The 26,783-nt window shown below is 72.3% G+C and carries 26 protein-coding genes and 1 pseudogene; 10 read left to right on the forward strand and 17 right to left on the reverse strand.

Annotated elements, in window-relative coordinates; all coding sequences use genetic code 11:
- Positions 1 to 391: 391 nt before the first annotated feature.
- The 3 genes from EIY87_RS31115 to EIY87_RS31125 are packed head-to-tail and all read right to left on the reverse strand — an operon-like array spanning position 392 to position 3,816.
- Positions 392 to 1,399: a LacI family DNA-binding transcriptional regulator gene (locus tag EIY87_RS31115; protein ID WP_125313366.1), complete on the reverse strand. Its 1,008-nt coding sequence runs from the start codon at positions 1,397 to 1,399 to the stop codon at positions 392 to 394.
- Between the two features lie 46 nt (positions 1,400 to 1,445).
- Complete coding sequence (locus tag EIY87_RS31120) at positions 1,446 to 2,873, reverse strand: carboxylesterase/lipase family protein (protein ID WP_125313367.1); 1,428 nt, start codon at positions 2,871 to 2,873, stop codon at positions 1,446 to 1,448.
- Between the two features lie 37 nt (positions 2,874 to 2,910).
- On the reverse strand, positions 2,911 to 3,816 hold the full coding sequence (locus EIY87_RS31125; RefSeq protein ID WP_125313368.1) for an MBL fold metallo-hydrolase: 906 nt from the start codon (positions 3,814 to 3,816) through the stop codon (positions 2,911 to 2,913).
- A gap of 138 nt (positions 3,817 to 3,954) precedes the next feature.
- Here EIY87_RS31125 and EIY87_RS31130 point away from each other — a divergent pair, with 138 nt between their 5' ends.
- The gene (locus EIY87_RS31130; protein WP_125313369.1) at positions 3,955 to 4,848 is read left to right on the forward strand and encodes a helix-turn-helix domain-containing protein; all 894 of its coding nucleotides are present in this window, start codon (positions 3,955 to 3,957) and stop codon (positions 4,846 to 4,848) included.
- A gap of 45 nt (positions 4,849 to 4,893) precedes the next feature.
- Here the strand turns inward: EIY87_RS31130 and EIY87_RS31135 are convergent, their stop codons facing one another.
- On the reverse strand, positions 4,894 to 6,369 hold the full coding sequence (locus tag EIY87_RS31135; RefSeq protein WP_125313370.1) for a M81 family metallopeptidase: 1,476 nt from the start codon (positions 6,367 to 6,369) through the stop codon (positions 4,894 to 4,896).
- Entirely contained in the window at positions 6,366 to 7,703 is a 1,338-nt protein-coding gene (locus EIY87_RS31140; RefSeq protein ID WP_125313371.1) for an MFS transporter, read from the reverse strand. The genes EIY87_RS31135 and EIY87_RS31140 overlap by 4 nt, the downstream gene beginning before the upstream one ends.
- A 127-nt stretch (positions 7,704 to 7,830) precedes the next feature.
- On the opposite strand from EIY87_RS31140, the gene EIY87_RS31145 reads away from it, so the two are divergent.
- Positions 7,831 to 8,838 carry an Lrp/AsnC family transcriptional regulator gene (locus EIY87_RS31145; protein WP_125313372.1) on the forward strand — a complete coding sequence of 336 codons (1,008 nt, stop codon included), beginning with the start codon at positions 7,831 to 7,833 and terminating at the stop codon, positions 8,836 to 8,838.
- Between the two features lie 29 nt (positions 8,839 to 8,867).
- On the opposite strand, the gene EIY87_RS31150 is transcribed toward EIY87_RS31145, so the two are convergent.
- The 3 genes from EIY87_RS31150 to EIY87_RS31160 are packed head-to-tail and all read right to left on the reverse strand — an operon-like array spanning position 8,868 to position 13,314.
- Complete coding sequence (locus tag EIY87_RS31150) at positions 8,868 to 10,184, reverse strand: MFS transporter (RefSeq protein ID WP_125313373.1); 1,317 nt, start codon at positions 10,182 to 10,184, stop codon at positions 8,868 to 8,870.
- 31 nt (positions 10,185 to 10,215) lie between these two features.
- Positions 10,216 to 11,919, reverse strand: a complete 1,704-nt coding sequence (ilvD, locus tag EIY87_RS31155) for a dihydroxy-acid dehydratase (RefSeq protein WP_225440130.1) — start codon at positions 11,917 to 11,919, stop codon at positions 10,216 to 10,218.
- A gap of 27 nt (positions 11,920 to 11,946) precedes the next feature.
- Complete coding sequence (locus EIY87_RS31160) at positions 11,947 to 13,314, reverse strand: FAD-dependent oxidoreductase (RefSeq protein WP_125313374.1); 1,368 nt, start codon at positions 13,312 to 13,314, stop codon at positions 11,947 to 11,949.
- 67 nt (positions 13,315 to 13,381) lie between these two features.
- On the opposite strand from EIY87_RS31160, the gene EIY87_RS31165 reads away from it, so the two are divergent.
- Entirely contained in the window at positions 13,382 to 14,041 is a 660-nt protein-coding gene (locus tag EIY87_RS31165; RefSeq protein WP_225440131.1) for a GntR family transcriptional regulator, read from the forward strand.
- Positions 14,042 to 14,044: 3 nt separating this feature from the next.
- Here EIY87_RS31165 and EIY87_RS31170 read toward each other — a convergent pair whose 3' ends face one another.
- On the reverse strand, positions 14,045 to 14,845 hold the full coding sequence (locus EIY87_RS31170) for a helix-turn-helix transcriptional regulator (protein ID WP_125313375.1): 801 nt from the start codon (positions 14,843 to 14,845) through the stop codon (positions 14,045 to 14,047).
- Between the two features lie 60 nt (positions 14,846 to 14,905).
- Here EIY87_RS31170 and EIY87_RS31175 point away from each other — a divergent pair, with 60 nt between their 5' ends.
- The 3 genes and pseudogenes from EIY87_RS31175 (at position 14,906) to EIY87_RS48555 (ending at position 16,264) form a co-directional block, all read left to right on the forward strand.
- Positions 14,906 to 15,418: a nuclear transport factor 2 family protein gene (locus EIY87_RS31175; protein ID WP_225440158.1), complete on the forward strand. Its 513-nt coding sequence runs from the start codon at positions 14,906 to 14,908 to the stop codon at positions 15,416 to 15,418.
- Positions 15,419 to 15,429: 11 nt separating this feature from the next.
- A pseudogene (locus tag EIY87_RS48995) lies at positions 15,430 to 15,684 on the forward strand (NAD(P)H-binding protein); the annotation flags it as partial.
- Between the two features lie 202 nt (positions 15,685 to 15,886).
- Positions 15,887 to 16,264, forward strand: a complete 378-nt coding sequence (locus EIY87_RS48555; RefSeq protein ID WP_225440160.1) for a Rossmann-fold NAD(P)-binding domain-containing protein — start codon at positions 15,887 to 15,889, stop codon at positions 16,262 to 16,264.
- 279 nt (positions 16,265 to 16,543) lie between these two features.
- On the opposite strand, the gene EIY87_RS31195 is transcribed toward EIY87_RS48555, so the two are convergent.
- The 5 genes from EIY87_RS31195 to EIY87_RS31215 all read right to left on the reverse strand — a co-directional run bounded on the left by EIY87_RS31195 (position 16,544) and on the right by EIY87_RS31215 (position 20,934).
- Positions 16,544 to 16,990, reverse strand: coding sequence for a DUF2000 domain-containing protein (locus EIY87_RS31195; protein WP_125313376.1), 447 nt, complete (start codon positions 16,988 to 16,990; stop codon positions 16,544 to 16,546).
- Between the two features lie 21 nt (positions 16,991 to 17,011).
- Entirely contained in the window at positions 17,012 to 18,079 is a 1,068-nt protein-coding gene (locus tag EIY87_RS31200; protein ID WP_225440132.1) for a Glu/Leu/Phe/Val dehydrogenase dimerization domain-containing protein, read from the reverse strand.
- A 103-nt stretch (positions 18,080 to 18,182) separates the two neighbouring features.
- Complete coding sequence (locus EIY87_RS31205; protein ID WP_191984317.1) at positions 18,183 to 19,373, reverse strand: FAD-dependent monooxygenase; 1,191 nt, start codon at positions 19,371 to 19,373, stop codon at positions 18,183 to 18,185.
- A gap of 5 nt (positions 19,374 to 19,378) precedes the next feature.
- Entirely contained in the window at positions 19,379 to 20,593 is a 1,215-nt protein-coding gene (locus EIY87_RS31210; protein WP_125313378.1) for an FAD-dependent monooxygenase, read from the reverse strand.
- Positions 20,594 to 20,727: 134 nt separating this feature from the next.
- Positions 20,728 to 20,934, reverse strand: a complete 207-nt coding sequence (locus tag EIY87_RS31215; RefSeq protein ID WP_125313379.1) for a tautomerase family protein — start codon at positions 20,932 to 20,934, stop codon at positions 20,728 to 20,730.
- A 122-nt stretch (positions 20,935 to 21,056) separates the two neighbouring features.
- Between EIY87_RS31215 and EIY87_RS31220 the strand changes: the two genes are divergently transcribed.
- Positions 21,057 to 21,905, forward strand: a complete 849-nt coding sequence (locus EIY87_RS31220) for an MmyB family transcriptional regulator (RefSeq protein ID WP_125313380.1) — start codon at positions 21,057 to 21,059, stop codon at positions 21,903 to 21,905.
- On the opposite strand, the gene EIY87_RS31225 is transcribed toward EIY87_RS31220, so the two are convergent.
- Complete coding sequence (locus EIY87_RS31225) at positions 21,871 to 22,530, reverse strand: TetR/AcrR family transcriptional regulator (RefSeq protein WP_158641387.1); 660 nt, start codon at positions 22,528 to 22,530, stop codon at positions 21,871 to 21,873. The genes EIY87_RS31220 and EIY87_RS31225 overlap by 35 nt on opposite strands.
- A 104-nt stretch (positions 22,531 to 22,634) precedes the next feature.
- Here EIY87_RS31225 and EIY87_RS31230 point away from each other — a divergent pair, with 104 nt between their 5' ends.
- The gene (locus tag EIY87_RS31230; RefSeq protein ID WP_225440133.1) at positions 22,635 to 23,381 is read left to right on the forward strand and encodes an SDR family oxidoreductase; all 747 of its coding nucleotides are present in this window, start codon (positions 22,635 to 22,637) and stop codon (positions 23,379 to 23,381) included.
- A gap of 41 nt (positions 23,382 to 23,422) precedes the next feature.
- On the opposite strand, the gene EIY87_RS49150 is transcribed toward EIY87_RS31230, so the two are convergent.
- Positions 23,423 to 23,791, reverse strand: coding sequence for a helix-turn-helix domain-containing protein (locus EIY87_RS49150; protein ID WP_318531904.1), 369 nt, complete (start codon positions 23,789 to 23,791; stop codon positions 23,423 to 23,425).
- A gap of 15 nt (positions 23,792 to 23,806) precedes the next feature.
- A complete protein-coding gene (locus EIY87_RS49155) occupies positions 23,807 to 24,397 on the reverse strand; it encodes a GlxA family transcriptional regulator (protein WP_318531905.1) in 591 nt (196 codons plus the stop codon).
- 121 nt (positions 24,398 to 24,518) lie between these two features.
- Between EIY87_RS49155 and EIY87_RS31240 the strand changes: the two genes are divergently transcribed.
- Positions 24,519 to 25,448 carry an NADP-dependent oxidoreductase gene (locus EIY87_RS31240; protein WP_225440159.1) on the forward strand — a complete coding sequence of 310 codons (930 nt, stop codon included), beginning with the start codon at positions 24,519 to 24,521 and terminating at the stop codon, positions 25,446 to 25,448.
- A 296-nt stretch (positions 25,449 to 25,744) separates the two neighbouring features.
- The gene (locus EIY87_RS31245; RefSeq protein WP_125313383.1) at positions 25,745 to 26,716 is read left to right on the forward strand and encodes an NADPH:quinone reductase; all 972 of its coding nucleotides are present in this window, start codon (positions 25,745 to 25,747) and stop codon (positions 26,714 to 26,716) included.
- The last annotated feature ends 67 nt before the right edge of the window (positions 26,717 to 26,783 follow it).

Consider the following 26,783-nt stretch of genomic DNA (forward strand, 5'->3'; position numbering starts at 1 on the left):
CGGCCGCGCGTGGTCGCCCGGCCGTTCTCGGGCGGGGTCAGGGTGTGCGGGGCGACTCGCGCAGTACTGGCTGTGGCGTGGGGTCGGCTGCCACGAGGTCGTGCAGGGGTGTGCCGCCGAGGTGTTCGATCGGCACTCCGCGCGTCCGATTTCGCCGGTACCACGACGGGTTCGCGGCCGCGGCCGCGCGTGGCCGCCAGGCCGTTCTCGGGCGGGGTCAGGGTGCGCGGGGCGACTCGCGCAGTACTGGCTGTGGCGTGGGGTCGGCTGCCACGAGGTCGTGCAGGGGTGTGCCGCCGAGGTGTTCGATCGGCACTCCGCGCGTCCGGTCTCGCCGGTACCGCAACGGGTTCGCGGCCGCGCGTGGTCGCCGGGCCGTTCCTGGGCGGGGTCAGAGTGCGCGGGTCGACTCCCGCAGCACCAGCCGCGGCGCCGGGTCGGCCACCACGAGATCGCGCAGCGGTGTGCCGCCGAGGTGCTCGATCAGCACTCCGCACGCCGCGCGACCGAGTTCCCGCAGCGGCAGCCGCACCGTGGTCAGTGCCGGGTTCCAGGCCTGCGCGACCCAGGTGTCCAGCACGGTCACGACGGACATGTCGTCGGGTACCCGGACGCCGGCCCGGCCCAGCGCGGAAACCGCGCCGACCGCCGCGTTCACACTGGACACGACGAGGGCGGTCGGCCGCCGCGGCGCGCCGAGGATCCGGCTGGCAGCCTCCGCTCCGGCGGCCGCCTCCCAGCCCGCCCGCACCACCCACTCCAGCTCGATCGTGAGCCCGGCTTCGGCCATCGTCTCGAGGTAGCCCTGGTGGCGGCGGACCGCGGTGTCGTGGTGCGGTACGCCGGCGAGGTGGCCGATGCGCTCGTGGCCGAGCTCGATCAGGTGGCGGGTCGCCAGCCGGGCGCCGGCGACGTCGTCGAGGACCACCGAACCGGACCGGTCCGGCAGCCGGGAGTTGATCAGCACGACGGGGACGTCGTCGCCGAGCACCTCGGCGAGGGCGGCGTCGTCGAGGTCCTCGCGACGTTGCAGCAGCACGCCGTCGACCCGGCCCTCGGCGACCAGTTCGCGCAGGTGCCCGTGTCCGGACGGCGGCGGGTCGACCTGACCGAGCAGCACCGACATCCCGGCTTCCCGGGCGCGGTCCTGCACACCCCCGACCATGTCCGCGAAGACGGCGTTGGTGACGTCCGGGACGATCAGGCCGACGGCGCCGGAGCGCCGGAAGCGCAAAGCGCGCGCCCGGTGGCTTGGTACGTACTGCAGAGCTTCGGCGGCTTCGCGGACCCGGGTGCGGGTGGCCTCGCTGACCCGGGCGCGCGAGTCGCCGGTGAGCACCCGCGACGCCACGGAGCGGGAAACCCCGGCCGCGTCGGCGACGTCCTGGAGCGTGGGCATGCCGGTGAGTCTACCGGCGCAATCGATTGCTCCTGATGGGGATCTCTCAGCCAACCAGGACTTCCGCCTGGGGCCGCCGCGGGTCGTACGCGGCCCAGCCGGGGGCGCCGTGGGTCGCGAAGGCGACCCAGGCGCCGTGCACGCGGGCCGCGAGCCCGGCAGGCACCGGGTCGGGACCGAGCAGACCGGTGTCGCCGTGCAGCCACGGTTCATCGGCGATGTCGAAGACGAAGGGCAGTTCGACCGTGTGGGTGGCGCCCAGCCGCCCGTCCAACGCCGTCGAGCGGTAGCCGAACGAGTAGGCGTGGGTGCGGCCACCGGACAGCCGGGCGTGGGCCTCGGTCAGCCGCGCGGTGCCGGCCCCGAAGAGGCCTTCGCCCAGCACCGCGGAGCGCAGCTCGCCCGGGGTCGCCCCCGGCCGGGCCGCGACGACGGCGGCGGGATCCGCGCCCACCTTCGCCGCGACGGCGAGCACGTCGTCGTCCGTGGACGATTCCAGCTTGCCCTGCGGTACCAGGTAGAGGTGACCCTCCTCGGTGTTGGTGCCGATGAGCAGGTCGACCTCTCCAGCCGGCCCCTCCGCCAGTGCGTCGGCCGGTTGCACGGGCAGGACCAGGGAGAACGGGCTCAGCCCGACGAGCGGGTCCGTGGCCGTCGGGGTTCGCAGGTCGATGCCCGCGAGCTCCGGCAGGACCTCGAGGAACCGCTCGTCCGGGATCTCGGCGAAGGCCGCCGCGGTGGGCGGCACGCCCAGTGCCCGCGCGGCCGCGGCCGTGACCCGCTGCGCCTGCTCGGGGGTGAAGGCGCCGGTGCCGCTGCCGCTCTGGACGATCGCGTGCCGGAACAGCCCCTTGGCTTCCGGCGTCGCCAGCAGAGCCCCGGTGAGGGTGGCGCCCGCGGACTGGCCGAACACCGTGACGTTGCCGGGATCGCCGCCGAACGCGGCGATCGTGTCCCGCACCCAGCCGAGTGCGGCGAGGACGTCGAGCAGCCCGCGGTTGGCGGGGGCGCCGTCCAGGTCGAGGAAGCCGGGGATGCCGAGGCGGTAGTTCACCGTCACCAGCACCACGCCGTCGCGGGCGAACGCGCGGCCGTCGTAGAGGGCGGCACGGGTGGAGCCGGTGACGAACCCGCCGCCGTGCACGAAGACCATGACCGGCCGCTTCCCGCCGCCGGTGCCGGGCGTGCGGACGTCGACGGTCAGGTACTCCTCGCCGCGCACCCAGCCCGGGCCGAAGTAGGGGATCATGTCGAGCCTGCCGAAGTCCCGTGCGGGCTGCGGCGCGGTCGGCGACGGTGCGGTGCCGTCCCGGACACCGGACCAGCCCGGGTGGGACGCCGGTGGCGCGAACCGTCCCGCGCCCGTGGGTGCCGCCGCGTACGGGATGGCGCGGTAGAGCTCGCCGAAGCGGTCACGAACACCGCGCACGGCGCCCGCCGGGGTCTCGACGATCGGATTTGCCTGCTGGGGCACGGAAAACGCTTCCTCTCTGGTTGCTGCGGGACAGGATTCACGCGATGCGGGAGAAGCCCGCCCACTCCTTGATGGCGAACTTCGACCCGTCGCGCTCGACCTCGGCGCCGCCCTGGCCGGCGAGGTGCGCGGGGAAGACCAGCGCGTTGTCCTCGGCCGCGCGGCCGAGGAGCTTGTGGCGGGTCGCCCGGGCCTCGGCCGGGTCCTCGCAGAAGCAGGAGTTCGTCTCCGGCTCCACGAGCTGCAGCGGGGTGTGCACCAGATCGCCGACGAACAGCGCGCGGTCGCCGCCCGACTCCAGGGTCAGCACGGACGACCCGGGGGTGTGGCCGGGCGCGAGATCCAGCCGGAGGTTCCGGTCGATCCGGTACGAGCCGTCCCACAGGTGGGTCAGCCCGGCCTCGTGCACCGGGGCGACGCTGTCCTCGAAGACGTTCTGGTTGCCGCGGCCCAGCACCGGTTCGTGGTTGTTGGCCGGGTTCCAGAAGTCGAAGTCCTGCCGCGTCATCAGGTACGTGGCGTTCGGGAAGGTCGGCACCCAGGTCCGGCCGTCGAGGTGGGTGTTCCAGCCCACGTGGTCGATGTGCAGGTGGGTGTTGATCACGACGTCGACGTCTTCGGGCCGGACCCCGGCGGCGGCGAGGTTGTCCAGGTAGTTCGTGTCCAGCCGGTTCCAGACGGGCGCGTAGGGGCGGTCCTTGTGGTTGCCGACGCCGGTGTCGACGAGGATGGTGCGGCCTTCGCTGCGCAGCAGCCAGGACTGGATGGCCGATCGGCATTCGCCGGTGCCGGCGTCCAGGAAGTCCGGCGCGAGCCAGCTCCGGTGCTCGTCCCAGGCGCTGTCGGGGCTGTCGGGGAAGAACTCCGCGGGGGTCATCTCGACGGAGCCGTAGTACTCCTTGACGCGGGTGACGGTGACGTCGCCCAGCTTGATCTGATCCATGATCACTCCTCGTGAGTCGCGGGCAGCCGCCCTGACCCCGTCGAGCCTGATCGCGGCCGCGCGCGCCGGCCAGCCCCGCCTTGTCCTACCCCCGGCAGGGTGTGGCTGGGCGCTGCCGCCGGCGTGGATAGTGGAGTCATGGACGGACCAGGCCCGCTCGGCGACTTCCTGCAAGCACGGCGGGCACGGCTGCGCCCGGAAGACGTGGGGCTCCACGACCTCGGGCCGCGCCGGCGCGTGGCGGGGCTGCGCCGGGAGGAGCTGGCGCAGCTGGCGGGGGTCAGCGTGTCCTACTACACCCGGCTCGAACAGGGCCTGTCCCGTGGCGCCTCGGCGGAGGTGCTCGACGCGATCGCCCGCGCCCTGCGGCTCGACGACCACGAGCGGGACCACCTGCAACGCCTCGCCGATGCCGCTCGCCGCGTACCGCAGGCGCGCAGGCCCCGGCCCGAGAAGCTCGCCGACGAGACGCGGGACCTGCTGCGCTCCTTCGACGGCGTCCCGGCGCTCGTTCTCGGCCGGCGCACGGACGTGCTGGCGTGGAACCCGCTCGGCCACGCGCTGCTCGCCGGCCACGTCGACCCGCTGAGCCCGGAGGACCCCGCGCGCCGGCCGAACATGAGCCGGATGCTGTTCCTGGACCCGCACTGCCGGGAGCTCTACGGCGACTGGCGGCGCAAGGTGCGTGCGGTCGTGGGCAACCTGAGGATCGCCGTCGGCCGTTACCCGGAGGACCGGCTGCTCACCGAGCTGATCGGCGAGCTGACGATGAAGAGCCCGGAATTCGTTTCGTTGTGGGGCGACCACCGGGTGACGCCGTGCGACGCGGACACCTACGAGCTGCGTCATCCGGTCGTCGGCACGGTGACGGTTACGCAGCAGACCCTCGTCCTCGCGCGTTCGCCGGGGCAGTCCGTCGTGGTGTGCACGACGCCCGCCGGCTCACCGTCGGAGGCGGCCATCGCGCTGCTGCGGCAGGCGAGTGCGGGGGTGCGGGCCGACCGCACCACCGCGGTCGTGAGTGGCAAGTAGGGTTCTAACCCGACTTGCCACTCACGACAGCCGCGGCAGGCCTCGTCACCCACCGGGGGTCACGCGGACCGATGCCGGCAGCCGTCGCCAGCCGAGGTCGGCGGGATCGGCCGCGAGGAGGCCGGGGGAGCGGGCGACCAGGATCTTCCGGGCGATCGGCTCGAAGTCCCCGCGGAAGTGCACCGAGCTCTTCACCACGAGGAGCCGCTGGTCCTCCGGGACGATGCCGACCATCCGGAACAGGTTGCGGTCGAACACCTGGGAGCGCCCGGTCGTCACCGCCACCCGCACGGACCCGGAGCGCAGGCACGTGGCGGGACCGAGGTCGACCTCGGTGCCGTGCAGCATCGGCCCGTCGAAGCGGCAGCGTCCGTCCGACAGCGCCTCGACGACGAACCGGCCCCGCACCGGTTCGTCCCCGGGAACCGCGGGATCACCGCCGATCGCGAGGTCCACCGTGGCGCCGATACCCGCCTCGGTGGCCGTGGCGGCGGCCGCGGGATCGGGGATGAGCCCGAGCGCGAGGGGCTCGTCGGTGCCGGCCGCGAGGAGGGCGCGGAGGAGCCCGGTGGTGCGACCCGAGCCGCCGGCGCCGGGGTTGTCCTGCGTGTCGGCGATGACGACCGGGCCGGCGCCCTCGGTCTCGAGGCCGGCGGCCACCGCGTCGGAGGGGTCGAGCAGCGCGACCCGCCATTTCTGCTCGTCCCGGGTCACTTCGCCGTACAGCCGGTCGACGATCTCCTCGACCGGGCCGGTGCCGTACGCCCACACCACCGGTCCGCAGTCCGGGATGTCGGCCGCGGGGAACCCGGCGGCGAACGACACCGTCGTGCGGTCTCCGCCGAGGGCTGCCAGACCGCCGTAAACAGACCGGGCGGGCTCCAGGTCGGTGCATCCCGCGTTGATCGGGATCAGGAACGGCACCCGGCGCCACGCGAGCCGGAGCCGTTCGCCGTCGAGCAGCCGGGCGAGCAGACCGGCGGCCCGCGCCCCCGTCGCGGCCATGTCGATGTGCGGGTAGGTGCGGTAGCAGACCAGCGCGTCGGCGGCGTCGAACATCCGGGCCGACATGTTGGCGTGCAGGTCCAGGCTCGCGACCACCGGCACGCCGGGCCCGGCCGCGGCGCGGACCCTGGCCAGCAGCTCGCCCTCGCCGTCGTCGTGGTGCTCGGTGACCATGGCGCCGTGCAGGTCGAGGTAGACCGCGTCCGGGCGGCTGACGCGCACGGCGTCGACGATCTCGCCGGCGATGCGCTCGAACGTGCCGGTGGTGACCGGCCCGGACGGGCTGGCGGCCGCCCAGATCACGGGCAGCACCTCCCAGCCGCGGGCCCGGGCCTGCCCGAGGAACCCGCCGACCGGCAGGTTGACCGGCTCCAGTTCGAGCACTCCGTCGCCACGGCGCAGGGCGGGGAAGCCCTCGCCGTTCGCGAAATTGCCGTACGAAGCCGGTGTGGGCGCGAACGTGTTGGTCTCGTGCTGGAACCCGGCGACCAGGATCCTCGGCGTGCCGTCCGTCATCGGGCCACCTCCGCACCGTTCGCGACCGGGGCGGTCCGGCCGGGCTCCGTCCGCACCCGCGTGACCGCCAGGGAGACCGCGCCGGCCACGAGCAGCCCGACGAGCGTGAGCAGGCCGGCCTCGGTGCTGCCCGTGGCTTCCTTCACGTAGCCGATCAGCGTGGGGCTGAAGAACCCGCCGAGCAGGCCGATGCTGTTGATGAACGCGATGCCACCCGCGGCCGCGTCGCCCTTGAGGAAGGTGGCAGGCACGGACCAGAACACGGTGTAGGCGCCCCACATGCAGGCGGTCGCCACGATCAGGGCGATCATCGAGACGCCGAAGGTCGAGCCGGTGACGGCGGCGACAGCCATGCCCGCCGCGGCGACGACGGTCGGCACGACCGTGTGCCGTCGGCGCTCGCCCGTGGCGTCGGAGTGCCGGGCCAGCACCCGCATCAGCATCAGCGCGGCCGCGTAGGGCACCGCGGACCACAGGCCGATCGCGACGACGGACCGGATGCCGTTCTCCGAGAGGATCGTCGGCAGCCAGAAGCTGACGCCGTAAAGGCCGCTGATCAGGCAGAAGTAGCCGAACGCGAGACCGTAGACCCGCGGGTCGGTGAGCACTTTCCGGAAGCGGTGCTCCCCGCTCTCGTGCGAGCCGGCCAGATCCCGGGCGAGCAGCGAGCGCTCGCCGGGAGTGAGCCAGCGGGCGTCGCCGGGGCCGTTCGGCAGGACCTTCAGGACGACGAAGGCCAGCACGACGCAGGGCAGCCCCTCGACGAGGAACATCCACTGCCAGCCCGCCAGGCCGGCGGAACCGTCGAGTCCGCTGATGACCAGCGAGGACACCGGTCCGCCGAGCATGGAGCCCAGCGGGCCGGGGATCATCAGCACGGACATCGCCGCGCCCATGCGCGCCCGCGGGTACCAGTACGTCAGGTAGAAGATGATGCCCGGCGCGAACCCGGCTTCGAACACCCCGAGCAGGAAGCGCAGGACGTAGAAGCTGGTCGCGTCGTGCACGAACAGCATGGCCGCCGAGGTGATCCCCCAGAGCAGCATGATGCGGAAAAGCGTTTTGCGGGTGCCGATCCGGCGCAGCAGCAGGTTGCTGGGCACCTCGAACAGCACGTACCCGAGGAAGAAGATCCCTGCCGCCAGGCCGAAGACCGATTCGCCGATGCCGACGTCCTCGGCCATCTGCAGCTTGGCGAAGCCGATGTTGACCCGGTCGATGTACGCGAACAGGTAGCAGATGACGAGCAGCGGCAGGATGCGCCACCCGATCCGGCGGTAGAGCTCCGGCGGCGCGACGGTCGGCGGTGCCGCGCCCTCGTTCTCGATGGCCATGCGGACTCCTCGTGGTCGTTCGATTCCCGGTACTGTGCGGGAGATCGTTGATCCCGGCGCCGAAAAGGTGGGAAACAGCCGATGATCACCCTGGAAATGTTCGATCGGGACGCTTGGGCGGCCTGACGTGCTGGACGAGACGGATCTCGCGCTGGTCGACGCCCTGCAGCTCAACCCGCGAGCCAGCTGGTCGAGCCTGGCCGACGCGCTGGAGCTGGCGCCGATCACGCTGGCGCGGCGCTGGCAGCGGCTGGTCGACGACGGCACGGCTTGGGTGACGGTCGCACTGAGCGACCGGCAGATGCGCGGGGCGATACTGGAACTTTCGTGCCGGCCGGGCACCGCGCGGGCCGTCGCGCTCGAACTGGCCGAGCTGCCGCACGTGAGCACGGTGGGTGTGACCACCGGCCGGTTCCAGGTGTTCGCCCTGGTCCTCGCGCCTTCGCTGGCGGCCATCGCCGACGTGCTGGTGCGTTCCCTGCCGGTCCCCGCCGACGTCACGACGCTGCACTCCCACCTCTACAGCGGGCTGTTCGGCGGTGTGGTGTGGCGGCTGGGCGTGATCAACCGGGTCCGGACCGAGCAGGTGCGGGAACCGGCCGGGCCGCCACCGGAGCGGATCCGCCCGTTCGGCGAAGGGGATCGGCGGCTGTTCCTGGCACTGGGCCACGACGGGCGGCGTTCCTACCAGGATCTGGCGGCGGAGCTGGGCGTCTCGCCGCAGGCCGTCAGGCGCCGGCTGGACCGGCTGCACCGCAACGGGGACATCACCTTCCGCTGCGACGTCGCACGCCCGCTCACCGGCTGGGGCACGATGGCGTTCCTGTGGCTGTCGGTGCCCGACGGCGATCTCCCGGCGGTCGGCCGGGCGCTGGGGGCGCTGCCGGAGACGCGGCACTGCTCGGGGGTGCCGGGGCCGGCGAACCTGGCCCTGGTCGTCAGCCTGCACTCGCTGGAGCACCTCGACGAGCTGCTGGCGCGCATCGTGCGGGACCACCCGACGGCGGCGGTCGTCGACCGCCGGGTGGTGCTCCAGCAGGTGAAGGTGCACGGACGCATCGTCGACGAGCTGGGCCGCAGCGTCCGTGTGGTCCCCGTCGACCCCTGGGCGGCGGTCGACCCGATTTCACGGTGAGGGCAAGGCAAAGGTGGAGCCGCGCCGAGTCATCGGGTCTCGGGCACGCGGACCGCTTGTTCCTGGCCGATCCGGTTGCGGGCCGTCTCCGGGCCCAGCGCCAGTGCCACGACGGTCAGTGCCGCCATCGCCGCCATATAGACGAGGATGGGCCACCAGTGCCCGGCCCACGCGTACAGCGCGGTGGCGATGAAGGGGGCCAGGCCGCCGGCCAGGACCGAGCCGACCTCGCGGGAGAACGCGAACCCCGACATGCGGAACTCGGTGTCGAACAGCTCCGCGTACCAAGCGGCCTGCGGAGCGAGCATCGCCGGGTAGAACACACCGAGCCCGAGCACGAAGGCCAGGATCACCCAACCCACCGAGCGGGTGTCGGTGAGCAGGAAGAACGGGACCATCCAGCACACGGAGCCGATGATGCCGATCAGGTAGACGGGCTTGCGCCCGACGCGGTCGGAGAGCAGCCCGCACAGCGGGATCAGCACCGCCTGGACCGCTGAGGCGATCATGACCGCCCCGAGCCCGAGCGACCGGCCGAGACCCAGCGTCGTGGCCACGTAGGCGACCCCGAAAACCGGGAGCAGGTAGGCGAAGCCGTTCTCGCCCATGCGGGTGCCGACGACGATGAAGAAGCTGCGCGGGTGCCGGCGGATCGCGGCGAAGATCCCGGCCGACGGGTCCGTCCTGGTGTTCCGGAAGACCGGCGGCTCCTCGACGGTGCGCCGGATGAGATAGCCGACGACCAGGCACAGCGCGCCGAGCAGGAAAGGCAGCCGCCAGCCCCAGGACGCGAACTGATCCGCGGGCAGCAACAGGAACAGGGAGAACACGCCGTTGCCGAGCAGGGTCGCGACCGCGTAGCCGAGCGGCGCGGCCGAGCCGGCGAAGCCGCGACGGTCCGGGCGGGCGTGCTCCACCGACAGCACCACGGCGCCGGCGTACTCGCCGCCGGCGCCGAAACCCTGGACGAGCCGAAGCAGGACCAGCAGGATCGGTGCCAGGACCCCGACCTGGGCGTAGGTGGGGAGCAGGCCGATCGCGGTGGTGGACGCGCCCATGAGGACGAGGGTCAGCACGAGCATCCGCCGCCGCCCGACGCGGTCCCCGAGCCGGCCGAGCACGAGGCCGCCCACCGGCCGGGCGAGGAAGCCGACGGCGTAGGTGGCGAACGCCGCCAGCGTGCCGAGGAGCGGGTCGTGCGATGGGAAGAACTGCGTGTTCAGCACGATGGCCGCGGCGGTGCCGTAGACGATGAAGTCGTACCACTCCAGCACGGTGCCGACCAGCGCCGCGAGCGACGCCTTCCGTGACTGTCCCGGCGCGGTGCCGGTGGGTGCTGCGGACACGGTGTTCTCCTTCGATCAGGGCAGGTTCGCGTCAGTGGCCGGCGGGTTTGGGACGGCGGAGAACGGCTCCCTGCTGGACCGGGCCGACGAGCGCGGCGTACTGCCCGAGCCAGCCCCGTTCTTCGCCGGGGCGGCCGGAGGTGACCGGTTCCCCGTGCCGGAGCGGGACGGTCTCGATGGTCCGGTCGTCGAGGTCGATGGTGATCGTGTCGCCGGATCGCACGCCCGCGAGCGGGCCGCCGTCGGCGGCTTCCGGCATGACCTGGCCGACGACCAGCCCGTGGTTGAGGCCGGACAGTTCGCCGTCGGTCACCACCGCGACCTTGCCGCCCAGGCCGGCGCCGTTGAGGGCGGCGACGAAGCTCGCCGCGAAGACCGTGCCGGGTCCGCCGCGCGGTCCCATCCCGCGCAGCACGATCACGCTTCCTTCGGCGATGTCGCCGGTGCCCAGCGCGGCGATCGCGGCGTCCTCGCCCGCGAACACCTCGGCGGGGCCGGTGAACCGGCGCCGGGCGTTCCCGGCGCCCGCGACCTTGACCACCGACCCGTCGGGCGCCAGCGAGCCACGCAGGATCAGCAATCCCGGTTCCGGGCGCACCGGGTCGTCGAGCCGGCGCAGTACGGTTCCGTCCGCCTCCGGGGCGTCGCCGGAAAGCTCGGCCACGGTTCGCCCGCTGACCGTCAGCGCGTCACCGTGCAGCTGGGGCAGCAGGGTCCGCAGCACGGCCCGGACGCCGCCCACGCGTTCGAGGTCCCACACCTGGTCCGTCCCGTTCGGACGGATGGCCGCCAGCTGCGCCGTGTCCTTGCCCAGCTGCTCGAACAGCGCCACGACGTCGAGGTCCAGATCCGCCTCGCTGGCCACGGCCGCCAGGTGGCGGACGCAGTTGACCGAGCCGCCGAGCGCCATCGCCACCCGGACGCCGTTCTCGATGGCCTGCGCCGTGAGGATCTTCCGCGCGGTCAGCCCCTCGGCGACCATCGCGACGATCCGGCGGCCGGCGTCGGCCGCCAGTGCGCGCATCCGGTCGGAGTTCGCGCGGATCGGCGCCGCTCCGGGCAGGGTCATGCCCATCGCCTCGGCCAGGACGTGCATGGTGTTGGCGGTCGCGAGCCCGGCGCACACCCCGGGCCCCTGGATCGCCGAGTCGGCCAGCTCGCCGAGTTGCCCGACGGTCATGGTGCCGGCTTGCACGGCGCCGACCGATTCGTAGACGGTGTCGATGTCGACCGAGCAACCGCCGTAGTGGCCACCGCGCTGGTAGCCGCCGGGCACGATGATCGAGGGCAGGTCCAGCCGGGCCGAGGCCATCAGGTGCGCGGGCGTGGTCTTGTCGCACGAGGAAAGGCAGACCATGCCGTCCAGGACGGCGCCCTCCACCGCGGCCTCGACGTCGTTGACGATGAGGTCGCGGGTGGGCATCAGGTAGCGGGCCTTCCGGCCGGCACTGGTCACGAAGTCCAGCGGCGCGGTGGTCCGGATTTCGAACGGCAGTCCGCCCGCTTCCCACACCGCTTCGGCGACGATTTCGGCGATCCCGTCGAGGTGGGAAAAGCAGATGCCGAGTTTCGAGGAGGTGTTGACGATCGCGATCTTGGGGCGTCCCTGGTCTTCCGGGGCGAGGCCCAGCGCGGTCCACTGGGCGCGGCGGACGGCCCAGCGGGTGCTGCCGGGGGTGAACTCGCTGCGCAGCGCGCCCGGGCGCACGGGCTCGTAGTCGGGGAGGCCGGTCACGGCGGTGGTCCTTTCGCGGATGTCGGGTCAGAGACTGCTGCCGGCGGCGTGCATCGCCGCTCGGACGTCGGCGCCGGACACCGACCGGTACGGCAGGTCTTCCCGCAGCGACAGCAAAGTCGCCGCGGCGGCCGCGTGGCCGTACTCGAAGCACTGGGCGGTGACCCGGGCCGACGCGAGGGCCTCGTGCTCCGCCCCCAGGCAGCGCCCGGCCACGATGATGTTTTCGCCGGTCCGCGGCACCAGGGCGAGGTAGGGGACCTCGTAGAAGTCGTCCAGCAGCCAGCGCAGCTCCGGCCGGTCGCCGGAGTGCAGCTCGATGGGCCACGGTGACCGGACGATCCCGTCGGCCCGCTTGCGGCAGGCGAGGACGTCGGCGTTGGTGAGTTCCTCGACCGCCTCGATGCTGCGGGTCTGCCGGATGCCCACTTCGACGCCGGTGTCGACGACGAACGAGCCGGCGCAGCCCGGCACCCGCTGCCGCAGGAACCGGGCGTAGTCCCGGACCTGGCGCCGTCCGTCGATCTCGGCCTCGGTGAAGTCTTCGGGGTCGACCACGTTCAGCATCCGCCCGTCGCGGCCGACCAGGCGGGTCGCGTTCACGAGCAGCTCGCCGGGCCGGGTCGTGTGGAACAGCCAGACGTGCGACCGGGGGAGGCCGAGGCCGTCCGCGCGGGCGGACTCGATGGCGGAGCTGACCCACGGCGGGCAGATCGTGTCTTCTCCGTAGGCTTCGCGGAACGCCGGCAGGTCGACGTTGCCGAGCCGGAAGAACATGGTGGGGTTCTGGATCCGGCCACCGTCCCCGAACCGCGTGGCGTGCCCGGCACGGGCGACGACCGCGGCGTCCCCGGACGCGTCGATGGTGCGCGCGGCCCGGATCACCGACCGGCCGGCATTGGATTCGACCACGACGCCCGCGTGCCGCCCCTGCTCGACGAGGACTCCGGTGACCGCGGTGTGGAGCAGGATCCGCACGCCCGCGCGTTCGAGGAAGTCGTCGGCGACCTCGCGCCAGACCAGCGGATCGTGCGCGACCGTCCAGGTCTTCCCGTACTTCTGGGGGCCGGTGACGCCGCCGCGCTCGGCGAGGCCTTCGCGGAAGCGCTCGGTGAACCCGTGCACCACCTGCTTCGGTCCGCCCGATTCCGTGGCGAGGTAGAGGCCGCAGATCGTGCCGGACATCCCGGCCACCGCCGCACCGCCGAAGAAGCCGTACCGCTCGACGATCACCACGGACAGCCCGCCTTCGGCGCACACGGTCGCGGCGGCCACGCCCGCGGCTCCGCCACCGACGACGACCACGTCGACGTCGGCGAGCACGGGAAGCTGCGCCGCGTCCGACGCGGCGGCGGCCAGGCGCCAGCCGGGGAACTCGACCGACATATCACTCATATATTGGTTGTACATGGCGCCGGCGGGTGATGTCCAGCCCCGCCGCGGGATGAGCGATGATGAGCGGGTGACAGAACAGGTCAACAAGGCCGAACAGGTCTACACCCTGCTCGAGGACATGATCACCTTCCAGGACCTGGCACCGGGTGAGGCCGTCTCCGAGGCCGGGTTGATGGCCCGCACCGGCTTCGGCCGCACGCCCGTGCGCGAAGCGCTGCAGCGGCTCGCCCGGGAGCGCATGGTCGAGATCCACCCGCACCGCGGGGTGTTCGTCGCCGCGGTGTCCGTCGAAGCGCACTTCCGGCTGCTCGAACTGCGCCGCGGCCTGGAAGAGATGGCGGCGCGGTTCGCGACCTACCGCGCCCAGACCGGCCAGAAGGAGCAGATGCTCGCGCTCGTCGCCGAGCTGGAAGCGTTCGAAGGCGCCGATGTCCGGCAGTTCGCCACGCTGCTCAAGCGGTCGCACGCCCTGGTCGTCGAAGCCACGCAGAACGAGTACCTCGAACTGGCGATGGCGCCCCTGCAGTCGCTGTCACGGCGGTTCTGGTTCGCCCACCTGCCCGATGTGGCCGAGGACCTGCGAACCGCGGCCCGGCTGCACGGCGACCTGCTGCGAGCGATCGCCCACGGCGACGAAACGGCCGCGGTCGCCGCGGTCCTCGCCCTGAACGACTACCTGACCGACCTCACCTACGCCGCGCTCGGCCGGCCGGAGTCGCGTACGTAAGCGTCACAGCCGCTCGAGGGCGGCGGCGCTCGAGCTGCCCGGCTCGGCCGTGTACATCACCAGGGTGTGTCCCGCGCCCGGGAACAGCAGAGTGGTCCGATCCAGTTCCAGTTCTCCCCAAACCGGGTGGTGCAGCCGCTTGCGGACGGCGGGGATGGGGCGCACGTCGTGGTCTCGCCAGCCGGCGGCGAAATCGGTGTCGTGCGCGGCGAACTCGTTGACCAGCTCGGCCAGCGCACGGTCGGCGGGGTGTTTCACGACAGCCGTCCGCAATTGCGAGGCGGATTGCCGTGCGAAAGTCGCTTCCGCCGCCGGCGCGGCGTCGCACAGGGTGCCGGCCAGCCGCAGCGCGAGCCGGACGGCGTTGCGTTCGGCGGGCGCCACCAGGCCGAAGTCCGTGATCAAGGCCGCCGCCGCGCGGTTCCAGGCGACGATGTCCTGCCTGCTGTTCACGATGTAGGCCGGAATGGTGCCGAGCCGGTCGAGGAGTGCCCGCGCTTCATCGGGGATCCGCTCGTGCTCCCGGTGCGCGCCGGGCAGGATCTGGCCGGCCAGCCCGGCCAGGTGCTCGCGCTCCGCTCCGGTGAGCTGGAGGGCTTTCGCCAGCGCGTCGAGCACCTGCGGCGACGGGCGGGAGGCGCGGGCCTGCTCCAGCCGTTCGTAGTAGCTGACCGACACCTGCGCGCGGGCCGCGACCTCCTCGCGGCGCAGGCCGGGGGTCCGCCGGGCGCGCGGTCCGTGAGCCTCCGGCCGCAGGTTTTCCCGGCGGCGGCGGAGGAAATCGGCGAGCTCTTGTCCGGACACACGGCGATCATCCCATGTGGCGTCCGGCCTTGCCTCGCACTGACAGTCCGGGGCTTGAGCGTGGGTTCCCCGGGTGCCCGCCGGCTGGGCACGCTGGTCCGGCCAGCGGAATTTCCCGAGGAGGATGACGTGCCCAGTGCACCGGAGAAAGTGTTTCGGCGGCTGCTCGACCTGCTGCTGCAAAAGGAGATGGACGCGGTCGCGGATCTTTGGGCGGCGGGTGGCACCGCGGAATTCCCTTTCGCCGCAGGCGATGCGCCGCGGCGCCTGACGGGGCGCGAAGAAGTCCGCGGCTACCTGGCCGGATACCCGGAACTGCTGGACGTGCGGGAAGTCGCCGCGCTCACCGTGCGGCCGACCGAGGACGCGAACACCGCGGTGATCGAGTGGACGGCCGAGGGGCGCGCGGTGCGCACCGGCGAGCGCTACCGGCTGGATTACGTCGTCGTGCTGACCGTGCGGGAGGAACAGATCACCGTGTACCGCGACTATTGGAGCCCGCTGGCGACGGCTCGCGCGGCCGGGCGGTTGCCCGAGCTGATCGCTTCGCTCGACCGGGACGACGTCTCGTGACCGGGGTGCTCGTGACCGGCGGCACCGGGAAGACCGGCGCGGCACTGGCCGAACAGCTTCGCGGTGCGGGAGTACCGGTGCGGATCGCGAGCAGGCACCCCTCCGCCGTCGATCCCGACGCGGTCCGATTCGACTGGGCGGACCCGAGTACCCACGAAGCCGCGCTGCGCGGCATGGATCGCGTCTTCCTGGTTCCCCCGGTGGAAAGCGTCGACCCCTTGCCCCTGGCCGAACCTTTCCTGCGCCGCGCCCGGCAGTCCGGCGTGCGACGGCTCGTGCTGCTCGGATCCGCCATCGTCCTGCCGAACGCGCCCAGCGCGCTGGAGCTGGCGGCGCGGGTGCGGGCCGAGCCGGGCTGGGTGGTGCTGCGCGCCTCGGGGTTCATGCAGAACTTCCTGCGCCCGCACCCGCTGGGGGGACCGCATCCACCGGCTCGGCGAGATCCGCACCGCGGCCGGCGACGGCAAGGTGGGGTGGATCGACGTCCGCGACATCGCGGCTTCCGCGGCGGCTTTGCTGGGGGAGCCCGAAGTCCGCACCGCGAGCGACGATTACCTGCTCACCGGGCCCGAAAGCCTGAGCTACGGCGACACCGCGGAAGCCATGACCGCCCAGGCGGGCCGCCGGATCCGGGTACGGCGGATCGAGCCGGACGAGCAGGCCGCGGCTTACCGGGCCGCCGGCCTGCCCGCCGAGTTCGCCGCCGCCCTCGCGACCGTCGAGGACGGGATCCGGCGCGGGCGGGAAGACCGTGTCAGCACGGCGGTTCTTGATCTGACCGGTCGGCCGCCCCGTACCTTCGCGCGATTCGTGTCCGAGCATGTGGGCGAGTGGCGCGCGAAGTGATCACGGGCTGGGTATCCGGCGGGGGCGGGAAGACTGTGTCAGCACGGCGGTTCTTGATCTGACCGGTCGGCCGCCCCGTACCTTCGTGCGATTCGTTTCCGAGCACGCGGAGGAGTGGCGTGCGAAGTGATCACGGGCTGGGTATCCGGCGGGGGCGGGAAGACTGTGTCAGCACGGCGGTTCTTGATCTGACCGGCCGGCCGCCCCGCACTTTCGCGCGATTCGTTTCCGAGCACGTGGACGAGTGGCGTGCGAAGTGACCACGGGGTACCCGGTGCCTCAGGCCAGCAGGGGAAGCCGCTTGGTCAGCTTGGTGACCTGGTTGCGCGGGCCCGCGACGATCATGCCGACGAGGTCGGCGTCGGACTCGGTGGTGGCGGCGAGGTCGGCCAGGTACGCCTCGTAGGTGCGGGCGCGGCGAGCCGTTTCGGTCAGGCACAGCACGGTCAGCTGTTCCCGCTCGCCGGCCAGCCGGTGGAGCCGGGTCAGCTCGCCGGCGTCGGTGGTCAGGATCGGTACCGGCGTGGTGACGATGCCGTGGTAGCGGGTGCCGGTGGCGTCGACCGCCTCGGGACCCAGCGGGAGCCCCAGCCGGGTGCCGATGCTGGCCCCGAGGACGGTCGCCGCGTTGACCGCCTGGTTGGTGGGTAAGCCGTCCCGCACGACGAGCACGACTTTGAGCGGCGGATCGGACGGCGGCTGGGGGTCGCCTGGTGCGATGGTCATGGTGCGTGGTGCTCCGCGGGTTCAGGCCGTTGCCGGCTGGTGGTGGGTGGCGAGTGCGTGTGCGGCTTGCAGCGGGGTGGTCCCGTGGGTCCGGGCGTGGGCCAGGATCCGGTCGACCTTGGCGCCGATGGCGTCGATGCGGGCGCCGGTTTCCGGTTCGTCGCAGGCCAGCTCCTCACGGCAGACGGCGTGGATGATGCTGCCGGCGCTCGCGACCGTGTCCGGGATCCAGGTGGTGCCGCGCTCGTGCAGGAGGGTGGCGACGTGGTCGCCGGTGAGCTGGTTGTTGGCCGGGCCGACGATCAACGGAATCGTGCAGCCGGCGACGCTCTCGGGGCTGAGCAGCCCGCCGGTGGCGGCGGGCACGAGGACGTCGAGGTCCTGCCGCAGCAGGTCCGAAGTGGACCAGGTGAGGCCGTCGGTCTCCACCTGCGCGCGGAGGCGGTCGTCCCGGTCGGTGACGACCACCTCGGCGCCGTCGGCGGCCAGCGACCGGCCCAGGAGACGCCCGACGCTGCCGTAGCCGATGACACCGATCCGCAGGCCGGTCACCGCACGGGTGCCGCGGACGTGGGCGACCGCCGCGTCGAGAGCGGCGCGGACGCCGCGGGCGGTGGCCGCGCTCGAGTTGCCGCTGCCGCCCAGCGTTTCGGGACGGCAGAACGCCCAGCCCGGGGTGAGGCGGTGGATCACCGCCATGTCCTGCGGGGTGGTACCGATGTCGGGCCCGGTGCGATAGCGCCCGCCCAGCGTGCGGATCGTCTCGGCGATGTCGAGCACGAGGTTCTCGCGCACCGGCGGCGTCAGCGGTGCGTCACCGAGGACCGCGACGGTTTTTCCGCCGCCGTGCGGCAGTTCGGCGAGTCCGCACTTGAGCGTCATCGCGCGGGAGAGCCGCAGTGCGTCGGCCACGCCGTCCCCGACGGACCGGTACGGCTTGATCCGGCAGCCCCCGATCGCCGGGCCGCGTGCGGTGGAGTGCACCGCGACGACGATCGGGATGTCGCTGCGAGCCCCGCGGACCACGTGCACCTCCTCGTGCTCGACACCCGCCCGGTCGAGCGTGGATACGAGATCTGTTCGGCTCATGCCCCCAGCATCCACGATAGGTCGGAACGAAATCCCTTGATACCGAGCTACGTTCGAAAAATGGCCTGAATTCCGAACGACGATCGGAGTTGGCCCGCGTTTCTCACCCCGGCGCGCCGGACCGCACCCGGGCTCGCGGACCGCCCGCCGCCGTCGCCGGCCGACGGCCGCGGATCCTGCGGACGAGGCCGAGGAGGACTGACCGCAGCGCCTCGGCCCGGCGGCCGGACGGGACGAACATCTGCTGCTTGAGCCGCGCCGTGCGCTGGTGCTTGGTGATGAACGGACGCAGGCCGGTCTCCCAGGCGTCCAGCGCGGCGGCGAGGTCGCCGGGGTGCTCCCGCAGTGCCGCGCCCAGTGCGGCGCCGCCGCGCAGCGAGGACGTGGCACCCATGCCCGAGTAGAGGTTCATGCACCACGCCGCGTCTCCCACCAAAACGACCCGGCCCTGGGACCATCGCGGCATCCGCACCTGGTGCACCGAGTCGAACAGGTGGTCCGGGGCCTCTTCCAGGGAGTCCAGGACGTGCCGCACCACGGGATCGTCCATTCCGGAGAAGACCGAGCGCAGCCGCTGGACCCGCGACCCGCTGAACTGCTCCTGGATGTCCGTCGTCCGGTACGTCAGCAGCGCGGTGGGCGCGTGGTCGGCGAGCCCGAACACCCACACCGCCCGCTTCGCGCGCGCGACGATGATGCTGTCGCTCGCCTCGTACGACGGCACCTGCTCCTTCAACGGGAAGGCGCAGATCATCGCGTTCCACTTGGTCAGGTAGTCCTGGTCCGGACCGAACACGATCCGGCGCACGCTCGAGCGCATCCCGTCGGCGCCGACGACCAGGTCGAAGCTCTCGCCGTACCGCGCACCGGCCTTCTCGAGCAGGACCTGCACCTCGTCCGGACCCTCGGTGATCTCGACCGGAGTGGTCCCGAACCGCACCTCGACGCCGGTGGTGCTCTCCCACAACGCGGCCTCGATGTCCCCGCGCAGCACCGCGGCCGGCTCCCCGGGCTGGTCCAGGAATCCCAGAGCCGGCCTGCGCCTGCCCCGGCGATCCACCGACCACGAATTCGCGCCGGTCGCCCGATCCGGGTTGCGGGTGTGCAGGTGGCCGACGATGCCCAGGTCGGCCGCGGCCTGCCGGCCGCTCGGGAACAGCCCGATGAAGTAGCCCCCGGTCCGGCGCTCGGGCGCCCGTTCGACGATCACCGGCGTCCACCCGGCCCGGCGCAGCCCGATCGCCGCGGACATCCCCGCGATCCCGAGCCCCACCACCAACGCCCGCTTCCGCATGGCCGTCACCGCGCCGCGCCGGACGGGGCAGGGGCCGCCGCGGTGAACTCCGCTGCCAGCCGGCGGTGGACGACCCTGCGGATCAGCTCGAGAACGCCCGAAACCAGCACCTCGACCGGGCGGCTGGACGGGACGAACCGCTGTTGCTTGACCCGTGCGGAGCGCCGCTGCTTGGTGATGTAGGGCCGCAGGCCGGCCTCCCAGGCGTCCAACGCGGCGGCGAGGTCGCCGGGGTGCTCCCGCAGGGCCACGCCCAGCGCGGCGCCGCCGCGCAGCGACGACGAGGAGCCCATGGCCGAGTAGGTGTTCATGCACCAGGCCGCGTCCCCCACCAGCACGACCCGGCCCTTGCTCCACCGGGGCATCTTCACCTGGTGGATCGAGTCGAAAACGTGCTCGGGGGCCTGCTCCAGGGACTCCAGGACGTGGCGCACGACGGGTTCGTCGTCCATCCCGGCGAAGGCCGCGCGCACCTGCTCGATCGACGGCCCGGCGAACCGGTCCGGGATGTCCTCGGTGCGGTAGGTCAGCCACGCGCAAGGCGCGTGGTCGGCGAGCCCGAACACCCACATCGCCCGCTTGGGGCGCGAGACGATGATGCTGTCGCTCGCCTCGTAGGAGGGCACCTGCTCCTTCATCTGGAACGCGCAGATCATCGCCTTCCAGCTCGCCAGGTAGTCCTCGTCCGGGCCGAACACCATCCGGCGCACGCTCGAGCGCATCCCGTCCGCGCCGACCACGAGGTCGAAGTCCTCGCGGTACCGCGCACCGGTGCCGGCGTCCTCGAGCAGGACCCGCACCCCGCCGGTGCCTTCGGTGATCTCGACGGGAGTGGTCGCGAACCGCACCTCGACCGCGTCCCCGGCCCCGGTGCCGCTGATGCCCTGCCACAACGCGGCCTCGATGTCGCCGCGCAGCACCGCGGCCAGTCCCTCGGGCGCGTCCAGCAATCCCAGAGCCGGCTTCCGCCTGCCCCGGCGATCCACGGACCACGAGTTCCCGCCCGGTCGCCATTCCGGGTTGCGGGTGTGCAGGTGGTCGGCGATCCCCAGGTCGGCCGCGGCCTGCAGACCCTCCGGGAACATGAAGATGAAGTAGCCCCCGGTCCGCCGCTCGGCCGCTCGTTCGACGATCACCGGCGTCCACCCCGCCCGGCGCAGCCCGATCGCCGCGGACATCCCCGCGATTCCGAGCCCCACCACCAGTGCCCTCTTTTGCATGGCCTTCCTCCTCAGGCGCCCGACTGTCCTTAACTAAGTTCAATACCGAGCGTGCCTGAACAAAGTTAAGTTGTCAAGGATGACCAAGGGCGTCACGGGGGAGCGGCGGCCCGGGCCGGGCCGCCGCTCCACACTCACGACCGCTGGATCTTCGCGAGGGTGAGGACCTCGCCGCGGATGCCCCAGCCGCCGTCGGCGACCTCGTCGACGAGGACCATGGTGTTGTCCCGGACGGCGTCACCGAAGGTGTCGGCGTAGAGGTCGGTGACTTTCTCGACGAGCGTCTGCTTCTGCTCGGCGGACAGCGTGCCTGCGGGGACCTTCAGGTTGGCGAATGGCATGGCGTGCTCCTTTTCGTTGTCCCGCAGAGCCTTTCGCGCGGGGCCGGGCGGTGACAGTTGCCGCTGACCCAGGGGTCGGCGTCCCCTGGCTCCGGCGGCGGTGTGCCGGGGAGAATGGCGGGGTGAACCTCGCTGAGCTGGGCCTGTTCCTGCGGTCGCGGCGGGCGCGCGTCACGCCCGCCGAGATCGGCCTGCCGACGAGCCCGCGACGCCGGGTCCCGGGACTGCGCCGGGATGAGGTCGCGCAGGTCGCCGGAGCGTCGGTGGACTACTACATCGAGCTCGAACGAGGCCGCGGCGCGCAGCCGTCAGCGCAGATGCTGGCTGCCCTGGCCAGGGCGTTGCGCCTGGACGACGACGAACGCGAGCACCTGTTCCTGCTGGCGGGCAGGCCCGTGCCGCCGGCGCACGGCGTCTCGGCGCACGTGCCGCCGGCGATGCTCGCGCTGCTCGACAGGCTTGACGGCACGCCGGCGCGCATCATCACCGACTTGCACGAAACGGTGGTGCAGAACAGGCTCGCCACCGCTCTCCTCGGTCCGGTGACCAGGGAGAGCTTCCTGGAGCAGTGGTTCACCACCCCCGCCGTCCGGGCGATCTACCCCGAGGACGACCACCCGCACCACTCGAAGGTCCTGGTGTCCGACCTCCGCGCCGCCACGGCCCGGCACGCCCCCGGCGGTGCGGCCGCCGCGATGGTCTCCCGGCTCCGGCGGGCGAGCGAGGAGTTCGGGGCGCTGTGGGACACCGGCGACGTCGCTGTCCGCCGGGGTGAGCACAAGCGGATCGTCCATTCCGAACTCGGAGTCGTCGACGTCCACTGCCAGAACCTGTTCAGCGAGGACGGACGGCAGCGGCTGCAGTTCTTCGTCGCCCCGGCCGGCAGCCCGGCCGTCGAGCAGCTGCGCCTGCTCGACGTCATCGGCATCGGGCAGTTCAGCGTGCCGGGGAGTGCGCTCCCTGACCGGTGACCGCCCGGAAGAGCTGGTTCGCGTTCCACGCGGTTTCTCCGAGGTAGAGCCGGTCCGACGCGCGGAACCCATCGAGCGCGAGGTGCATGTGCCGCCGCCACAGCGACGGCGAGGCGTGCCACGTGACCTCCGCGATCCGGGCGCTCGCCCACAGGACCAGGAAGAGGTCGGCGCCGGTGACGTCGGGGCGCACGACGCCTGCCGCCTGCGCCCGGTCGAGAACCCCTTGTGAGAGCGCGCAGATCTCGTTGTGCACGGCTTCGGTGCGCTCGTCGCCGGGGAACCGCCGCGCCAGGAAGTCGGCGAACGCCTGATCGCCGGCCTGCGCGGTACCCAGGACTTCGAGCAGGGTGCGGAGCCCCTCCCACGGGTCGTCCAGGCCGGTTGCGGCCGTCACCTCGCCGACCACGCGGCGCAGCTTCGGTTCGAGAACGGCGCACAGCAGGTCGAGGCGGGTGGGGAAGTGCCGGTAGAGGGTGCCGACCACCAGGCCGGCGTCCCGGGCGATGCCGTCGAGGGCGGCGCCCGCGCCCCGGTCGGCGAACGCCCGCCGGGCGCACTCGAGCAGCCGCTCGCGGTTGCGGCGGGCGTCTCGGCGAGCCGGTGCGTTGTCCGTGGTCGGCATGGGGTCCACGGTACAAGATGTGACACCCCTCAACTTCGAGGGTGGTCTCATCTTCGGTACTGTCGGTGCGGAGAGAACATGAGGGCATACTCATTTTCGGGACCATGAGGAGTGACGTGGCGAAACTCGACGGGAAGGTCGCGGTCATCACCGGCGCGACCTCCGGGCTGGCGTTGGCGACGGCGAAGCTGTTCGCGCGGGAGGGAGCGCACGTGGTCATCACGGGCCGGCGGCAGGACCGCCTGGCCGCGGCGGTGGCCGCCGTCGGGCACGACGTGACCGGCGTGCTGGGCGACGTCGGTGAGATCGCCGACGTCGTCCGCTTGGCCGACGTCGTGGCCGCCGAACTGGGCAGGGTCGACGTTCTCGTCGCGAGTGCGGGCGTCTGGACGTGGAACGAGCCGATCGGCGACGTGACCGAGCAGTCGTTCGACGCCGTGTTCGGCGTGAACGTGCGCGGGACGTTCTTCACCGTGCAGAAGCTGTTGCCGTTGCTGTCCGACGGTGCCTCGATCGTGCTCATCGGCTCGGGCGCGGCGGAGAAGGGTGACCCGGGGACGACGGTCTACGCCGCGAGCAAGGCGGCCCTGCGGTCGTTCGCCCGCACGTGGACCACGGACCTCAAGGACCGCGGGATCCGGGTCAACGTCCTCAGCCCCGCGGCGATCGACACCCCGGCGTTCGCGGACCTTCCGCCGGGCTTCAAGGAGCAGATCGCCGCACGGGTGCCCGTCGGCCGCCTCGGCGCCGAGGACGAGATCGCCACCGCCGCGCTGTTCCTCGCCTCCGCGGACTCGAGCTTCGTGAGCGGCATCGACCTCCCCGTCGACGGCGGGATCGGCCAGGTCTGAGGCCCTCGCCGAGATCCGCGAGTTTCCGAGGGGGTCCGCGGTCAGCCGCCCGGCGGCCGGTTCCTCGCCGGGTCCGACGCGCGAAAGGTGCGCCGGTAGGTCGACGGGGCGACGCCCGCTTCCGCCGCCAGGTGCCGGCGTAGCGACGTGGCGGTGGCGAAGCCGACCTCGTGGGCGACTCGGTCCACCGGCAGGTCGGTGGACTCCAGCAGGTGCCGCGCCCGCCGCAGCCGGTGCTGGGTCAGCCAGCGACCGGGACTCGTGCCGGTCTCCTCTCGGAAGCGCCGGGCGAAGGTGCGGGTGCTCATCGCCGCGTGGGTGGCGAGTTCGTGCAGCGACAGCGGCGATCCGAGGTGCTGCAGCGCCCAGTCGCGCGTCGGCCCGGTGCCGGTCGCGCTCGCCGGCGGCACGTGCTGTTCGATGTACTACGCCTGCCCGCCGTCCCGGTACGGTGGCATGACGCACAGGCGGGCGACCTGGTTGGCGACTTCGCTGCCGTGGTCTTGGCGCACCAGGTGCAGGCAGACGTCGACCCCGCTCGCCGCACCGGCCGAGGTCAGCACGTCGCCGTGGTCGACGAACAGCACGCCGGCGTCGAGTTCGACCTGCGGGAACAGTTCCCGGAAGCAGTCGGCCAGCGCCCAGTGCGTGGTGGCCCGCCGCCCGTCCAGCAGACCGGCCGCGGCCAGCAGGAAGGCGCCGGTGCAGATGGACACCAGGCGGGTGCCGGGGCGCACGCGGGACAGGGCCGCGACGGCCCGCGGGTCCGGGGCAGCGGCCGAAGCGGGGGAGAGCGTGTACGGGGGGATGACGAGGGTGTCGGCCTCGGCCAGTACCTCGGGACCGTGCCCGGGGGCGACGGTGAGATCCGCGTCGGTGCGCACGGGCTGTCCGTCCATGCTCGCGGACAGCACCTCGTAGCGGCCACCGGCTGAGCCGAGGACCCGGTGCGGGATACCGAGTTCGAAGGGGTAGACGCCGTCGAGGGCGAGGACGACGACCTTGTGGGCGGGCATGGCAAGAACATATCGGAACATGACTATCTTGCCATCGTCCCGGATCACGGCGTCCGGCCAGGATGACGACATGACTTCGACCGACACCGCCGAACACCCCGGCTCCACACGCACCCCGACGATGCTCGCCCTGCACCAAACCGTTCTCGGTGGCCCCGAGGTCCTGCGGCTGACCGAGCTGGCGCGGCCCGCGCCGGGCCCGGGGGAGATCCTGGTCGCCGTGCACGCGGCCGGACTCAACCCCACGGACTTCAAACACCGCGCGCAGACCATCTTCCTGCCGCCACCGCCGATGATCCTGGGGTGGGACGTCTCCGGAACCGTGGTGGAAACCGGCTTCGGCGTCACCCTGTTCCGGCCTGGTGACGAGGTGTTCGGCATGCTGCCCTACCCCCACGGCGCCGGTTCCCACGCGGAGTACGTGACCGGCCCCACCCGCGCCTTCGCGGCCAAGCCGGCCGGGATCGACCACGTCCAGGCGGCCGCGCTGCCGCTGGCCGCGCTCACCGCCTGGCAGGCTCTCGCCGACACCGCGGACCTGCGGGCCGGGCAGCGGGTGCTGATCCACGCCGCGGCCGGCGGTGTCGGGCATCTCGCGGTGCAGATCGCCAAGGCGCGCGGCGCGCACGTCACCGGGACCGCGAGTGCCGCCAAACACGACTTCCTGCGCGAGATCGGCGTGGACGCCTGCATCGACTACCGCACCGAGGACTTCGCCGACGGCGAGCAGCAGTACGACGTCGTCCTCGACGCGCTCGGCGGGGAAACCGCGACCCGTTCCGTGCGAGTGCTCCGTCCCGGCGGTGTCCTGGTTTCCCTGGTGCCCCAGGCCGAGGACACCCGGGCCGCGGCGGAGCGGGCACAGGTCCGCGCCGTCATCCTGCTCGTCGAGCACGACCAGGCCGGGATGCGGGCCGTCGCCGACCTCGCCGGCCAGGGCAAGCTCCGCGCGCACGTCTCCGGCACCTTCACCCTCGCCGAAGGCGCTCGGGCGCACGCACTGGGAGAGACCGGTCGCACGACGGGCAAACTGGTTATCACCGTGCGCTGACGCGGCCAGCAGTCCGCTCAGCCGTTCGGCATAGCCGCCGCCGCTGTCGAAGGCGAACGCGATCTCGGCGATCAGGTGCTGGATGGCGAGGATTTCGCGCTCGGTCAGGGGATCGGTCACTACCGGGGAGTCGGTCCTGCTCACAGAGGGCTCCTGCGGACGTCGTTGGCTGAGCATTTCTGGTATGACGGTGCTCACTCTTGGCGACGCGGGCAGACAGGGGTATGGCGGTGCGACCAACTCTGCCGCGACGAGGTTGTGCCGCGCTCCAACCGGGACCGGGCACCATGAGGTGCATGAGAGCAGCGATTTACCGGACCACCGGGCCGGCCCGGGACGTGCTTGAACTCGTCGAGCTGGCGGTGCCCGAGCCCCAGGCGGGGGAGGTGCGCGTCGCGATCTCGGCCTCCGGCGTGAACCCCACGGACTGGAAGGCCCGCGCCGGGCTCACCGGCCGCGCGCCCGGCGATTTCCAGGTGCCGCACCACGACGGCGTCGGCCGGGTGGACGCCCTCGGTCCGGGAGTCACCGGGCTCACCGTCGGTCAGCGCGTGTGGCTCTACCTCGCCGCGGCCGAGAACCCGTACGGCACGGCCGCGGAGTTCGCGGTGGTCCCGGCCCACAAAGCGGTCCCGCTCTCCGACAACGCCTCGGACGAGCTCGGCGCCTGCCTCGGCGTGCCCGCCCTCACCGCGGCGTACTGCCTCGGTGGTGATCCCGGTGCGGTACAAGGGAAGACGGTCCTGGTCGCGGGCGGTGCGGGAGCGGTCGGGCACTTCGCCATCGAGTTCGCGAAGCACGCGGGGGCCCAGGTGATCACCACGGTCAGCTCCGAGGAGAAGGGCGAGCTGGCGCGTGCCGCGGGAGCCGACCTCGTGCTGAACTACCGCGAGGAGAACGTCGCGAAAAGGATTCTGGAATCCGTCGGGCAGGTCGACCGGGTCGTCGAGGTCGCGCTGGGGGCGAACATCGACACCGACGCCGCCGTCCTCGCGCCCAACGCCACGATCGCGGTGTACGCCGGAGAGGGCGAACAGCCACGGATTCCGATCCTGCCGTTGGCGGTGGCGAACGCGACAATCCGGTTCGCGCTGATGTACACCGTCTCCGCTGATGATTTCAAGCGGCTGTTGTCTTGGACGAATGCCGCCATCGAGGCGGACGCATTGTCCGCGCTGCCCGTCACCGAGTACGGGCTCAAGGAAATAATCGCCGCGCAGGAGGCCGTGGAGAAGGGCGCGGTCGGGAAGGTGCTCGTCCGCCCCTGAGTGCTGGACTTGGCCCGGCTCCACTTCGAGCTGCGGATGTCGGCGGGCCACCGTTTTACCGACCGCC

This window comes from Amycolatopsis eburnea, from assembly GCF_003937945.1.
Taxonomy (GTDB): Bacteria; Actinomycetota; Actinomycetes; order Mycobacteriales; family Pseudonocardiaceae; genus Amycolatopsis; species Amycolatopsis eburnea.

What these genes read in the sequence shown, in the direction of transcription:
- EIY87_RS31115 (WP_125313366.1), bottom strand. Translation starts at nt 1,399, where the DNA reads ATGCCCACGCTCCAGGACGTCGCCGACGCGGCCGGGGTTTCCCGCTCC.
- EIY87_RS31125 (WP_125313368.1), bottom strand. Translation starts at nt 3,816, where the DNA reads ATGGATCAGATCAAGCTGGGCGACGTCACCGTCACCCGCGTCAAGGAG.
- EIY87_RS31130 (WP_125313369.1), top strand. Translation starts at nt 3,955, where the DNA reads ATGGACGGACCAGGCCCGCTCGGCGACTTCCTGCAAGCACGGCGGGCA.
- EIY87_RS31135 (WP_125313370.1), bottom strand. Translation starts at nt 6,369, where the DNA reads ATGACGGACGGCACGCCGAGGATCCTGGTCGCCGGGTTCCAGCACGAG.
- EIY87_RS31140 (WP_125313371.1), bottom strand. Translation starts at nt 7,703, where the DNA reads ATGGCCATCGAGAACGAGGGCGCGGCACCGCCGACCGTCGCGCCGCCG.
- EIY87_RS31160 (WP_125313374.1), bottom strand. Translation starts at nt 13,314, where the DNA reads ATGAGTGATATGTCGGTCGAGTTCCCCGGCTGGCGCCTGGCCGCCGCC.
- EIY87_RS31195 (WP_125313376.1), bottom strand. Translation starts at nt 16,990, where the DNA reads ATGACCATCGCACCAGGCGACCCCCAGCCGCCGTCCGATCCGCCGCTC.
- EIY87_RS31200 (WP_225440132.1), bottom strand. Translation starts at nt 18,079, where the DNA reads ATGAGCCGAACAGATCTCGTATCCACGCTCGACCGGGCGGGTGTCGAG.
- EIY87_RS31205 (WP_191984317.1), bottom strand. Translation starts at nt 19,373, where the DNA reads ATGCGGAAGCGGGCGTTGGTGGTGGGGCTCGGGATCGCGGGGATGTCC.
- EIY87_RS31210 (WP_125313378.1), bottom strand. Translation starts at nt 20,593, where the DNA reads ATGCAAAAGAGGGCACTGGTGGTGGGGCTCGGAATCGCGGGGATGTCC.
- EIY87_RS31215 (WP_125313379.1), bottom strand. Translation starts at nt 20,934, where the DNA reads ATGCCATTCGCCAACCTGAAGGTCCCCGCAGGCACGCTGTCCGCCGAG.
- EIY87_RS31225 (WP_158641387.1), bottom strand. Translation starts at nt 22,530, where the DNA reads ATGCCGACCACGGACAACGCACCGGCTCGCCGAGACGCCCGCCGCAAC.
- EIY87_RS31230 (WP_225440133.1), top strand. Translation starts at nt 22,635, where the DNA reads ATGAGGAGTGACGTGGCGAAACTCGACGGGAAGGTCGCGGTCATCACC.
- EIY87_RS49155 (WP_318531905.1), bottom strand. Translation starts at nt 24,397, where the DNA reads ATGCCCGCCCACAAGGTCGTCGTCCTCGCCCTCGACGGCGTCTACCCC.
- EIY87_RS31240 (WP_225440159.1), top strand. Translation starts at nt 24,519, where the DNA reads ATGCTCGCCCTGCACCAAACCGTTCTCGGTGGCCCCGAGGTCCTGCGG.
- EIY87_RS31245 (WP_125313383.1), top strand. Translation starts at nt 25,745, where the DNA reads ATGAGAGCAGCGATTTACCGGACCACCGGGCCGGCCCGGGACGTGCTT.